General features: G+C 43.0%; 13 protein-coding genes. 3 read left to right on the plus strand and 10 right to left on the minus strand.

What is annotated here, in order from left to right; genetic code table 11:
- Nucleotides 1-306 precede the first annotated feature (306 nt).
- On the plus strand, nt 307-1536 hold the full coding sequence (gene emrD, locus MZ182_RS10165; RefSeq protein WP_248067035.1) for a multidrug efflux MFS transporter EmrD: 1230 nt from the start codon (nt 307-309) through the stop codon (nt 1534-1536).
- Between the two features lie 56 nt (nt 1537-1592).
- Here the strand turns inward: emrD and pssA are convergent, their stop codons facing one another.
- Both pssA and MZ182_RS10175 read right to left on the minus strand, forming a co-directional pair.
- A complete protein-coding gene (gene pssA / locus MZ182_RS10170) occupies nt 1593-2906 on the minus strand; it encodes a CDP-diacylglycerol--serine O-phosphatidyltransferase (RefSeq protein ID WP_248067033.1) in 1314 nt (437 codons plus the stop codon).
- Between the two features lie 11 nt (nt 2907-2917).
- A complete protein-coding gene (locus MZ182_RS10175) occupies nt 2918-3250 on the minus strand; it encodes a DUF1904 domain-containing protein (RefSeq protein WP_011789305.1) in 333 nt (110 codons plus the stop codon).
- A gap of 300 nt (nt 3251-3550) precedes the next feature.
- Here MZ182_RS10175 and MZ182_RS10180 point away from each other — a divergent pair, with 300 nt between their 5' ends.
- Nucleotides 3551-3727 carry a hypothetical protein gene (locus tag MZ182_RS10180; RefSeq protein ID WP_011789304.1) on the plus strand — a complete coding sequence of 59 codons (177 nt, stop codon included), beginning with the start codon at nt 3551-3553 and terminating at the stop codon, nt 3725-3727.
- A gap of 25 nt (nt 3728-3752) precedes the next feature.
- On the plus strand, nt 3753-5267 hold the full coding sequence (gene dacB, locus MZ182_RS10185; RefSeq protein WP_248067030.1) for a D-alanyl-D-alanine carboxypeptidase/D-alanyl-D-alanine-endopeptidase: 1515 nt from the start codon (nt 3753-3755) through the stop codon (nt 5265-5267).
- A 65-nt stretch (nt 5268-5332) separates the two neighbouring features.
- Here the strand turns inward: dacB and MZ182_RS10190 are convergent, their stop codons facing one another.
- From MZ182_RS10190 to rpsA, 8 genes are all read right to left on the minus strand, one after another.
- The gene (locus MZ182_RS10190) at nt 5333-7090 is read right to left on the minus strand and encodes an acyl-CoA dehydrogenase family protein (protein WP_248067027.1); all 1758 of its coding nucleotides are present in this window, start codon (nt 7088-7090) and stop codon (nt 5333-5335) included.
- Between the two features lie 214 nt (nt 7091-7304).
- A complete protein-coding gene (locus MZ182_RS10195) occupies nt 7305-7847 on the minus strand; it encodes a DUF2058 domain-containing protein (protein WP_011789301.1) in 543 nt (180 codons plus the stop codon).
- 70 nt (nt 7848-7917) lie between these two features.
- Nucleotides 7918-8724, minus strand: coding sequence for an SDR family oxidoreductase (locus tag MZ182_RS10200; protein WP_248067024.1), 807 nt, complete (start codon nt 8722-8724; stop codon nt 7918-7920).
- A 66-nt stretch (nt 8725-8790) separates the two neighbouring features.
- Complete coding sequence (gene pyrF, locus MZ182_RS10205; protein WP_011789299.1) at nt 8791-9486, minus strand: orotidine-5'-phosphate decarboxylase; 696 nt, start codon at nt 9484-9486, stop codon at nt 8791-8793.
- Nucleotides 9487-9531: 45 nt separating this feature from the next.
- Nucleotides 9532-10692 (minus strand): lipopolysaccharide assembly protein LapB, encoded by a 1161-nt coding sequence (gene lapB / locus MZ182_RS10210; RefSeq protein ID WP_248067021.1) that lies wholly within the window; start codon nt 10690-10692, stop codon nt 9532-9534.
- Nucleotide 10693: 1 nt separating this feature from the next.
- Nucleotides 10694-10969 (minus strand): LapA family protein, encoded by a 276-nt coding sequence (locus MZ182_RS10215; protein ID WP_011789297.1) that lies wholly within the window; start codon nt 10967-10969, stop codon nt 10694-10696.
- Between the two features lie 122 nt (nt 10970-11091).
- Complete coding sequence (ihfB, locus tag MZ182_RS10220; RefSeq protein WP_007647758.1) at nt 11092-11379, minus strand: integration host factor subunit beta; 288 nt, start codon at nt 11377-11379, stop codon at nt 11092-11094.
- A gap of 75 nt (nt 11380-11454) precedes the next feature.
- A complete protein-coding gene (rpsA, locus tag MZ182_RS10225; RefSeq protein ID WP_011789296.1) occupies nt 11455-13122 on the minus strand; it encodes a 30S ribosomal protein S1 in 1668 nt (555 codons plus the stop codon).
- Nucleotides 13123-13210: the final 88 nt, after the last annotated feature.

Consider the following 13210-nt stretch of genomic DNA (forward strand, 5'->3'; position numbering starts at 1 on the left):
TTACTTCCTTATATCAAGTATTTTATCCACTGGTTTGTCGCTGATACCAAATGTTTTAAACAAATCCGCTTGTAAGGAAATAGGGGCATCAGAGTTGAGCCAAACATTAATGTATTTGCAATTACCCTACACAATTAACACGCAAATAACCCATCGTAAGTTTAACTTTACAACCCAAAATGAAGAGAAAAACTTATGCAAAACATAAAATATTATTGTGCTAAATCAGCATGATTCACACTTGAAGTTCCTCTTTTAGCGCGTAAGATGCGCGCCATTAACTTATGTTCTTTTTATGGCTATTTCATGTCTGGCAAAACTCAATATTCTTTCGTGTCAAACTCAGTATCTCCTTCTGTAAGCCTGATATTTATGCTGGTATTTATGGTGGCTTGTGGCCAAATGGCACAAACCATTTTTGTGCCCGCATTGCCGCAAATCGCCCTCAGCTTAAATGTAGATGCCAGTCAATTACAGGCTGTGATGGCCTGTTACCTTATTGCATATGGATTATTCCAATTTGTATATGGACCTTTGTCTGACCGTATTGGGCGTAAAACACCTTTACTCATCGGTATTGGTATTTTTATCTTAGGGGCATTTATGGCCGCACGGGCTCAACATTTCAATCAACTTATCTTTGCGAGCTTAATCCAAGGTTTAGGAACCGCAAGTGCAGGCGCCTTATGTCGTAGTATTCCTCGGGATCACTATTTTGGTGACAATTTAGTAAAATTTAACAGTTATGTCTCTATGGCCGTGGTCTTTCTCCCACTCATAGCCCCCTTTTTAGGTAGCATAATGACCGCCTATTTTGGATGGCAAGCTGTCTATTGGGTACTAGCAGGATTTGGCGTATTTGTGTGGTTACTATTATTAGTCGGGTTTAAAGAGTCGCTCCCTTCGTGTAAACGTGAGCATAACCCCATCATCGCGTCCTATCGACATGTACTACGGCATAGAGGATTTAGAGCCTATCTGTCTTCATTAATTGCCACATTCGCAGGTATTGCTGCTTTTGAAGCAATTGCAGGTGTACTCTACGGTCAATATTTAGGGCTTCCCCCTTTTATGGTGAGTTGTTACTTTGTGGCTCCTATTCCTGGTTACTTGTTAGGAGCCTTGATTGCTGGCAAGCAAACTAAAACACAACGTACTGTTTATCAAGGGGTTGCACTATTAGGGACTGGGGCTTTATTTATGCTTATCCCTGGGATATTCCTGCTCGTCAGCACATGGAGTTTACTTGTAGGTTCTGTATTATTTTTTAGTGGTGCAGGTATGCTCTTTCCTACTCTCACCTCTGCGGCACTGGAACCATTTCCGCGTCAAGCGGGTATTGCGGGGGCATTACTTGGTGGGTTACAGAATTTTGGTGCAGGTCTTGCGGCTCTTAGCATGTCAGTCATGCCCATGGGAGGACAATTAAGTATTGGATTACTGAGTACTATGATGGTTATCCTTGTGATAGCATCACTTCATTACGCTAAAGACCAAAATGATACCCATCAAAATCTAATGCCTCAAAATCAGTAAGTTAGAAACTAAAAAGCCCACTATATGATGTGGGCTTTTCCTTTAATCGTCTAAGGCTACAGAATACGTCTTAACAGAAAGTCGGCTTTTAATCGTCGAATACGATTCATGATCTTCTTCACTGGCGCTGGATAGCTTTGCAGTGTATCGACTTGACTATAATGATATAACCGCTCTGTATGCTCAAGAATATGGGTCTGTTCAGCTTCAAACTGATTTTTCCAACAAGCGGTTTCATCATGGATCAAAAGACCATTTTCAAGATCTAATGCCCAAGCTCTTGGATTAAGATTGGAACCGGTGATCAAGTGCTTACAACCATCAGCACTGATCCCTTTTAGATGGTAACTATTGATACCGTGTTTCCACAAATGGATATTCAACTGCCCATTATCAATCGCCCATTGCTGACGCTTGGCAAACTTACGCAAAGATTGCTCATACATATAAGGCAAGGCACCTATGGTTGAAAAATCCTGCTCTGGCGGAATATAAAAATCATTAGCTGTCTTGTCGCCTACCACGATATCAATACGTTTACCCTTTCGTAAATGCTTCGCTAAGGCTCGCACTAAAATGTAGGGTGGGTTGAAGTAAGGCGTGCAGATAAACAGAGCATCCTTAGACTCTTCAACTAAAGCAACCACAACTTTATTGAGTAGATTTTTTTTACGACCTAACCCCAATAAGGGCGTAATTCGGTTACCACTATTGGTACTGTTAAATTGATATTCGGCTTCGGACAATCGCAGTTTAAAACTACGGATATCATTTTTATGTGGTAGGACTTCTTGAGCCGCATCTTGAGCGAGTGACGATACCGCAGGATCGGCAATAATATAACGCTGGATCATCGACCGCATACTACGTGCTAATTCTACAGACTCAATCACATGGTAACGATCAAAGCGATACTTATCATTCTGTTGCAGATAGATATTATTTAGACTAGCCCCACTATAAATGACTGCATCATCAATAATAAAGCCCTTAAGATGAAGTACCCCCATAAATTCACGGGATTTGACGGGTACACCTAAGATATCAATAGGATATTCGGCCGCAGCCATAACTTTACGGTACATCAAATAGTTACCGCTATCACCTTTATGGCCAATCAAGCCGCGTCTGGCACGGTGAAAGTCAACGAGGATCTTGATATCTAATGCAGGATTATTGGCCTTTGCGGACATCAAAGCTTGTAAAATCTCACGGCCCGCTTCGTCATCTTCTAAATACAACGCAGCAATATAAATACTGTGTTTCGCGCCTTCAATACGATTGAGTAATTCTGCCTTAAATCGGCATGGCGTAAGCAACCACGTTAAAGCCTCGGGTTGAACGGCTATACCACCAAGCTTATCTAGCAAGGTATCCTCCTTTAAACATGCTGACCACCCTGATAGGAAGCACTAGGGTTCAGTGACAAAAACATCACAGCAATATGTGTTAATTCTGGATAGGCTTCGGTCACTGTCAGCCTGATCATTTGTTCTACTTTAAGATGAATATCAGGATCTTTAGGAAACCAAAGTAACTCCACTTGGACAAAGCGTTGATCAATCTTACCGTTTCGATAACTGATACTTGGGATCCAATCTAGTGTGAAACTCTCTGCATTACCTTTACATATAGCCGCCAAAGACTGCAGTAATGCTTGGCTAAACTCTGCAACGACTGCCTGTGGTAAGCCGCGCATACTAATATGAGGCATGGTTTAGTTTTTTACCTGAGAACCTAAAATCACAAGGGGTAGAAATTACCGACTTCACTGCGTCTCGGCAAGGCTTTTCTCCCAAAAGCACGCTTAAAACCAATTGTTTTGCTGGTAATTTGACCTGAAACGCGCTGATGCTGATGATAAACCTCATCTAGAACCCATATTATCTAAAACAATATTAGAATGAGAAACGGCGTCCAAATCACAAAAAAAATCGCCAACTGGATTTTCGTGTCCCCGAAAGCATGGTTTTAGCGTAAACTAAAACCTCTTTGCACTAAGTAAATAAAGACTATGAACAAAAAAATTTTGCTAACCCTTGCGCTGACATTACTCTTCGCTTGGGGAATTTTCCATTTTAAGACTCAACTTGGATTATTAATCCTGCCATTATTTATTGGATTAGTGCTTTTTGTCACCTTAAGGCTTTATCGTCTAATGGAGAAAGATGATGGCAGTAATGAACGCTAACCGAGCAACATGATTGAGTATTAACATGGATATGTTATCTAAAACAACGTGTTACATAGGGTTAATATTGAGTTTTTTCTCAATAAGCACTAAGGCTACACAAGCAAACATCCCCAGCATTGAGCTTAGAACTACAACACTCAGCCAAAGTATCGCCGATATTAACCCACGACATTCACAAACCGCATTATTAGCATTGGATTTAGCGAACAATCAGATTCTCTATAGTCAACAGGCGGATACCCTGTTGGTTCCTGCCAGCACACAAAAAATTCTCACAGCAGTCACCGCCATGGCAGAACTTGGGACTGAGTTTCGTTATGTCACTGAATTATGGACCGATGCACCACTCCGTAATGGCCACATTGCAGGGAGTGTTTATTTACGTTTTAGTGGTGATCCAACCCTGACACAATTGGATTTAAAAGCCCTCTTTGCCAGTTTAGTGAAACAAGGCATTAATGGCATTGATGGTCATTTGTATCTTATTGGGGATAAACAAGAACAATTGCAAGCACCGGGTTGGGTTTGGGATGATTTAGGCATCTGCTATGCAGCCCCTGTGTCGAGCTACATCATCAACCAAAATTGTGTTTTCGGTCAGTTCATCCCAAGCAATGAAAAAGAGCCCTCAAAGGTTGTGTTACGCGCCACCAGTTATGGGGTAAAGGTCAATAGTGACGCCGTATTCGATCGACAAGCCAATCGCGATTTCTGTCAGCTTGATCTCGTCCGTTTAGGGCAAAACAACTACCACTTACGAGGATGTTATCCAGGATCTGAAGCCATACCTCTCGCAATTGCAGTAACTGATCCAGCTCAGTTTGCGCAAGACACCCTAACAGCCATACTCAAAGCCGAAACACCACTTTCGGGTAAAGTACGCATAGGCAATAGCATCCCTAAAAAAGCCAAACTGATTGCGAGCCATAGCTCACAGCCATTACCTGAACTACTCAAAACGATGTTACTTAAATCGGATAACTTAATTGCTGATAGCTTGTTCAAGCAAATAGGAAAGAGCTATTACCGTACACAGGGAAGTTTCACCCATGGTGCGGCTGCAATGCGCCGTATTCTCACCGATTTAGGGATTGATTTAACGAATGCAAGTATTGTCGATGGTTCTGGACTTTCACGATATAACCTATTGAGTGTTAATCAGTTAGCATCAGTATTGAAGTTAATTTATGAAGATGATCGCTTTAGAGAATTAATGAACAGTCTGCCCCAATCTGGGGTCAGTGGTACATTAAAATACCGAACAGGTTTTACTAAGCCACCATTGAAAAACCTGATTTTTGCCAAAACAGGCTCGATGCAAGGTATCGCAAACCTAGCAGGATTTATGCGATTACCACAGCATAAGGATATATTGTTTGTTGTACTCGAAAATGGCATCAGCCCAGCGCTTAAAAAGCAAAATAAGCCCCCTTTTAGCGCAGACTTTTTAACTCAATTGATGACAAAGCTAGAAGTCAAAGCATCTCTAACGGAGACTGATACGATTCAAGCTCATTCTAAGATTATCCCTGAGTAATTATTCTTTAAAAAAGCACTGAATATTCAGTGCTTTTTGATTAATAAGCGTAAGTATAATTAGTGCTAAAAGAAATCCGCAGGCATTACCATTGTGCTGGTATCACCTGCACGAACCTGTGCTAAATGATAATCTGCTTTCGGCAATAACTTATCAAAATAGAATTTAGCCAGATAGGTTTTCTGCTGTGCAAAAGCAGTATCTTCATGGTTAGCAACTTTATCGACCATTGCTAACCAATAAAAACCATAGAGTGTGTAACCAAAGGCATCTAAAAAGTCGACAGCACTCGCGTTGATCAGGGCTGGCTGGGCCACTTTTTGTCCATTAATGGTTTCGGCAACAATGACAAGCGCATCTAAACGAGCACACACAGCAGCCACTTTCACAGCATCTACATGGGAAAATGCGCGCATTTGTGCTTTGAGATCGCCGACAAACTCATTTAACGCGGCTAAGTTGTCTCCAGTCACTTTACGACCAAGAAAGTCAATCGCTTGAATACCGTTGGTGCCTTCATAAATCTGTGCAATACGAGTATCTCGTACTAATTGTTCAATACCTGTCTCACGAATATAACCATGACCACCAAAGACTTGCTGCGCCATGATCGTTGCATCTAAACCGCGATCGGTTAAAAATGCCTTAGCCACTGGGGTTAATAGACCAACATAGCGCGCCGCTTTGGCCTTCACTTCATCTTGGCCATATTTGGCTAAATCCAATTGTTGTCCAGTAAACACAGACAAAGCCCGACCCGCTTCAGTCATCGCACGAATAGTCAACAGCATACGACGCACATCACCGTGAACAATGATAGGATCAGATTCACTTCCAGTGGGTGAGCCGCCAGCGGCGATGCCTTGATGACGTTCTTTCGCATAATCGGCCGCCATTTGATAAGCTGCTTGTGCGCTGCCTAAGCCTTGGATACCGATAGCTAAACGCTCGTAGTTCATCATAGTGAACATGCATACTAAGCCGCGATTAGGCTCGCCAATCAAGAAACCTTGAGCATTATCATAGTTCATCACACAGGTTGCTGAACCTTTTAGCCCCATTTTGTGCTCAATTGAACCGACACTCACCCCATTTGTACTGCCTAAACTACCGTCAGTATTCACTGAAATTTTAGGCACAAGAAAAAGTGAAATACCTTTACTTTCAGGCAGCTTTGCTAGCACTAAGTGGATAACGTTTTCGGTTAAATCATGATCGCCACCCGTGATAAAAATCTTGCTGCCAGTAATAGCATAACTGCCATCATCCAGTGGCACTGCGCGAGTACGAATATTACGCAGATCAGAACCCGCCTGCGGCTCAGTCATATCCATAGCACCCGCCCATTCGCCGGAATATAACTTAGGCAAATAAGCCTGTTTCAATTCTTCGCTGCCGTGAGCATTGATACATAAAGCCGCCCCCGCAGTTAACGAGCCATAAAGCGTAAACGCATTACAGGCACTGTAAGCCATTTCGTCAACTAAGATCCCCAACATTTTCGGCATGCCCATGCCACCAAATTCAGGATCGCCACACAAACCAATCCAACCGCCCTGGGAATACTGCTCATAAACGGATTTATATCCATCAGGGGTAATCACTTGATTGTCTTGATGCAACACGCCCTGCTCATCGCCCGTCCGATTAAGCGGATGGATTAACTGACTGCTGATCTTAGCGGCTTCTTCAAGGATGGCATTAGCAGTGTCAATATCGACCATTTCAGCAATCTCAGGCAATTGTGCCCAAGTGTTTGGGGCATCAAATACCTGTTCCAGTAGGAAACGCATATCCGTCAACGGGGCTTGGTAAGGATTCATTGGTAGACTCTTAAACGTAGAATTAAAACAGTTGTTTTAATTTATACCAGTTCACAACAGAAAACAATCGTGATACCACGACTAAAAGTTGCCACACTATTCTGTATAGGCATAAATTTAACGTATAAAAAACCCTTAAGTTTCCTTAAGGGTCATTATTCTATCGGGTTACCACCCAGAGTGTCTTCGCGTTAGCTCACGATTAGATGATGATTTACCACATTAAATCATCTGGAATAGCATAATCAGCATAAGGATCATCTTCAACAACAACCTCTTTAGATTCATCATGCTTCCACAAATAGCCACACCATTGAGGCACGAGCAAGTTAACCCGTTCAGCTAACTTATGTGGCACAAGATAACTCTTTTCTTCATATCTAATAATACCCAATTGCCCTTTGAGTAACTCCGCTTGGATCTTTTCATCTATATATAAAGAATAGATTTTATTATCGAGAGTATAGTTAAATTTTACTTCTGCATAAGCAGGGATTTTAATCGCAGACTTAGTGAACTCAGTGATTAAACCACGCACCTGTCCACGCTCAGATGCTTCTGCAAAACGCTGTTCATTTAGCGCTCGATCTTTTTCCGCCTGCAGCCGTTTTTGCTCAGCTACTTCTTGCTTTAATGCCGCTGAACCGTCATCTACTCGTGCTTTTTTATCACGACGTTTTTGGGTCTTAACGTCTCGAACTTTTTGTTTACTGGCCAGCCCTGCTTTCAGTAGCTGCTCTTGTAATGCGTTAGCCATGGATCATTACCTACTTAATCTATATAAAATCAATGTTCTCGATTTTGAATATCTAGAATCTAACACCAAACTACATTTTTGCAGCCCGTTCACTCAACTCTGTCATCGCAATACTCGCTCCACCGAGTGACCAACCACCATCAACTGGCAGAACAACGCCTGTGATATAGGAGGCTAATTCAGAGCCTAAAAATAAGGCCGCATTAGCAATATCCTGTCCCGTGCCATTACGCTTTAAGGGCACAGATTGAGCAACGCTTTGCTGCAATGCAGCACTCGGTGCAAGACGATTAAAACCTTCGGTCTCAGCAATCGGACCTGGTACGATAGAGTTTATTCGTAAATCTTCACAACCCCACTCAATCGCTAAGGTTCGCGTTAACATATCCACGCCAGCTTTTGCTGCACAAACATGTACTTGCATTGGCATTGCAATAAAAGCCTGTGGCGCAGAGATTTGAATAATATTGCCATTAGGACGACGTAGCAAAGGATAAGCCTGTTTTAGCACTTGAAAACTGCCCAGCAAATCGATGTCCATCACCGACTTAAAGCCATTAGCTGAAAGCTTAGCCGCTGTTGCAGGAAAATTACCCGCCGCGCCGCTGACAAGCACATCGATAAAACCAAATTCAGAAGCGATTTTATCAAAACCAATTTCAAGGGCGCTAAGATCGCGCACATCAAAACTCACTCCTAAATGAATCCCCTCAGGATTGACTTGCTGTAGCTGCAATACTGCGGCATCGATTTTATCTTGGCTGCGGCTCGCGACGGCCACATTGGCACCAGCTTGTGCGAACGCAATGGCAATCGCGAGATTTATTCCACTGGTTCCTCCGACAACGACAACATTCTTACCTTGATAGTTAAACATCGTAGCATTAAACGTGGGCGTTCTCCGTGAATAGTGAGAATAAACACTCAGGTGTGATTTATTATTCTATGCCAATGATTGATAAATCGCTTGCAAGGCCGCTAATGGATCGACGGCTTTAGTAATGGGGCGGCCAACCACCAAATAATCTGACCCGGCGGCTATCGCCGCAGCCGGTGTCATCACCCGATGTTGGTCGCCAACCTCGCTACCCACAGGACGAATGCCTGGTGTAATGAGTTTAAAGTCTTGACCTAATAACGTTTTAAGTGCCTTTGCTTCTTGCGCTGAACAAACAACACCATCAAGACCAGCCTGTTTCGTCAATTTAGCTAAACGCTGAACATGTTCAAAGGCAGGCACATTGATGCCGATTAATTTAAGATCATCATCACTCATGGAGGTTAATACCGTCACAGCAATCAGCATTGGCGCTTTGTCACCGTATGGCAACAACGCTTTTTTTGCCGCTTCCATCATGGCTAAACCACCACTGGCATGCACGTTCGTCATCCATACCCCTAGATCAGCGGCAGCGGCCACGGCTTTAGCGACTGTATTTGGAATGTCGTGGAATTTTAAATCTAGGAATAAATCGAAGCCACGATCATGGATATCCTTAACGAGCTGAGGCCCAAATAGGGTAAACATTTCTTTGCCAATTTTAAGGCGGCACATGTTGGGATCGAGTTGATCTATGAGTTGCAACGCGTGGCTTTTATTATCGTAATCAAGTGCTACGAGGATAGGTTTAGTGGTCATCATCTCTCCAACGGGGTTACACAAACTGTGTATTTCTCTACTAGATTATTCGCCGTCAAGCCCTCTGATCCGTTTTATACTGCCCCAATTTTTACAAGATGGGCAATGCCAGTAAAGCGCATGTGATGGAAAACCACACTCCTTACAACGGTAACTAGGGCGAAATTTTATTTGTTGTTCAACAAGTTGCTCTAACATAGCTAAACTTTGCTTAGCTTGTCCGTCTTCAGCTTGACGTAGGTGCATCTGCATTAGGTGTTGAAAGCCTTTCATGGTGGGATGGCGATATAGCGAATCAAGCACTATATTTTCAGCCGCTTTAATTTCATCAAGACTGATCAAATGCTGTGCGAGAGCGACAACCACAGAGGCTCCAGCGCCTTCTGCCATAGCCCCAGCAAGTAATTCCTGATAGCCCTCTTTATCTTGGGTATCACGGTAAACTTGCTTCGCTGTCGGCAATGCATCGGCAAAGAGTTCAATATCCGCTTTTTTGAGCGCCGCTAGCATGGCTTTACATTGTAGGTAATCTTGAATATCGAGGAATTTTTTTGCAAGTGTGAGTAAGGCCCGGCCACACTTAGGATCCTGTTTAAGTGCCTGTTGTAATAGCTTAATTTTTTTGTCGTCATCATTGGTTTCATCGGCCAACTGACAATAGAAGTGAGCAATGATAGGTTTAAGCACTTGCTGGCGCTTGCGGCTTAAACGTTTTGTGATATCAATAGCTTTTTGCCACTCTTTAATCACTTGATAAATATCAATTAATTGTGTTTCAGATTCTTCACTGTGATCATCTTGGCTTACAAGATTAATAAAGATTTCTTCAGCCCTATCATAAAATCCTGCCGCCAGATAATCTTTACCCAGCTCCATCATAGCAATGTCGCGCTGCTCATTGGTGAGTGTAGGCCTAGCAATCAAATTTTGGTGAATACGAATGGAGCGATCAACTTCGCCACGTTTACGGAAAAGTGAACCTAAGGACAAATGAGTGTCGATAGTCTCATCGTCTACATCTAACATACTGATAAATAAATCAACCGCTTTATCCGACTCATTGGACAATAAAAAATTAAGGCCCGTGAAATAATCACGACTTAATTGCTTGCGCTGATTACTTTGATTCTGCCTTATGCTCCGCCGACCCATATACCAACCGTAACCGGCAGCAATGGGAAGCAACAGAAAGAGGATCTCAAGCATATTAGGCGTCTACATCCTGAGGGGTTTTGGCAAGTTGGGCATTTAGTTTCTTTTGGGTCATAGCTAAAGCAAGTTTAAGTCTGACAATATAATAGCAAGCAAATAACCAACTCAGCATAAAGCCAGCAAAGAAAACGATTGCCAATACCACAGGTAAACGATACTCACCTTGAGCCACAAAGTAGCTTATTGTCACCACTTGTTCATTACGCGCGCCGAAGATCAGCGCCAAAATAAATAATAATGCCACTAGGACAGTCACTAGAAATGATTTCACGCTGTACTCCCTAAACGCGTTTCAATTTTATGATTATCCAAGAAATTCACTAAGCTGACCAGCATTGCCTTACATTAGATACAAAAAAGCCTCCATAAGGAGGCCTTTTACTATGCGGTCAATCACACATTAACGGCGTCAACACGCTCGCGCAGTTCTTTGCCTGGCTTAAAGTGCGGGACGTATTTGCCTTCCAATTCAACTGATGAACCAGTTTTTGGATTGCGGCCAGTACGCGGCGCACGATAATGAAGCGAGAAACTACCAAAGCCACGGATCTCGATACGATCTCCGCTTTCTAATGTTGTCGCCATTTGCTCCAACATTTCTTTGATTGCACTTTCAACTTCCTTCGCCGACAGCTGCGACTGCCTGGTGGCGAGTTTTTCGATCAGTTCGGATTTTGTCATCCTAGCTATCCCCTATTATCAAGCCAAACACAGTCACCTATAAAGGGTGGCGAACCACCCTCTAACAACAGGCGATTATTTGCGAGCTGCTTTAAACGCTTCAGCCATAGCATTACTAATAACAGCGTCTTCTTGTTTATTCAAGGTCGCCATTACTTCTTTCTCTTCAGCTTCGTCTTTCGCTTTGATTGACAGGCTGATAGAGCGGTTCTTACGGTCAACACCCATGAACTTAGCTTCGATTGCATCACCTACATTGTAGACAGTAGATGCATCTTCGATGCGCTCACGGCTGATGTCAGCTACACGGATGTAACCTTCAACAGTGTCAGCCAGTTCAACAGTGACACCTTTAGCATCAACAGCAGAAACAGTACCGTGTACGATAGTACCTTTCTTCTTATCAGCTAAGTAAGCGTTGAATGGATCGTCTTCAGTTTGTTTAACACCTAAGCTGATGCGCTCACGCTCTGGGTCAACAGACAGAACCACTGCGTGGATTTCGTCGCCTTTCTTGTATTCAGAAACTGCGTCTTCGCCAGTACCGTTCCAAGAAATGTCAGACAAGTGAACTAGGCCATCGATACCGCCGTCAAGACCGATAAAGATACCGAAGTCAGTGATTGACTTGATCTTACCAGAAACCTTGTCGCCTTTGTTGTAACGAGTTGCGAAGTCATCCCATGGGTTGGTCTTACATTGTTTCAGACCAAGAGAGATACGACGACGCTCTTCATCGATGTCCAGAACCAGAACTTCAACTTCATCACCTAAGTTAACCACTTTAGATGGGTGAATGTTCTTGTTAGTCCAATCCATTTCAGAAACGTGAACCAGACCTTCAACGCCTTCTTCGATTTCGACGAAGCAACCGTAGTCAGTTAGGTTAGTTACGCGACCAGTTAAACGTGTGTTTTCTGGGTAGCGTTTGCTGATTTCTAACCATGGATCTTCGCCAAGTTGTTTCAGACCTAGAGACACACGAGTGCGCTCACGATCGTACTTCAGTACTTTAACGTTGATTTCATCGCCAACATTGACGATTTCAGATGGATGTTTAACACGTTTCCACGCCATATCAGTGATATGTAATAGACCGTCAACGCCACCTAAATCTACGAATGCACCGTAGTCAGTCAGGTTCTTAACGATACCTTTAACTGCTTGACCTTCTTGCAGGTTTTCTAACAGTGCATCACGCTCAGCGCTGCTTTCTGATTCGATAACTGCACGACGAGAAACAACAACGTTGTTACGCTTCTGGTCTAGTTTGATAACTTTGAATTCTAATTCTTTGTACTCTAAGTGAGCGGTGTCGCGAACTGGGCGCACGTCAACTAGAGAACCTGGTAAGAAGGCACGGATACCGTTTAATTCAACAGTGAAACCGCCTTTCACTTTACCATTGATGATACCGATTACAGTTTCAGCATCTTCGTAAGCTTTTTCCAGAACGATCCAAGCTTCATGACGTTTCGCTTTTTCGCGAGACAATTGAGTCTCACCGAAGCCGTCTTCAACAGAGTCAAGAGCTACGTCAACTTCATCACCAACTTGAATTTCTAAAACGCCTTGGGCGTTTTTGAATTGCTCAGCTGGGATTGGGCTTTCAGACTTCAGACCTGCGTCAACAAGGACCATACCGTTTTCGATAGCAACAACAGTACCACGAACGATAGAACCTGGACGGAATTCCAGAGTTTGAAGGGATTGTTCAAATAGATCAGCAAAAGATTCAGTCATGTTTTAGGTTACTTTATTTAATAAACCACTGTCAGTCCTAGACGTGGAGTCAGTCTAATTATCCGTATCATCCTTAATACGAATACCT

Source organism: Shewanella sp. JNE2, assembly GCF_023159115.1.
Lineage (GTDB): Bacteria > Pseudomonadota > Gammaproteobacteria > Enterobacterales > Shewanellaceae > Shewanella > Shewanella putrefaciens.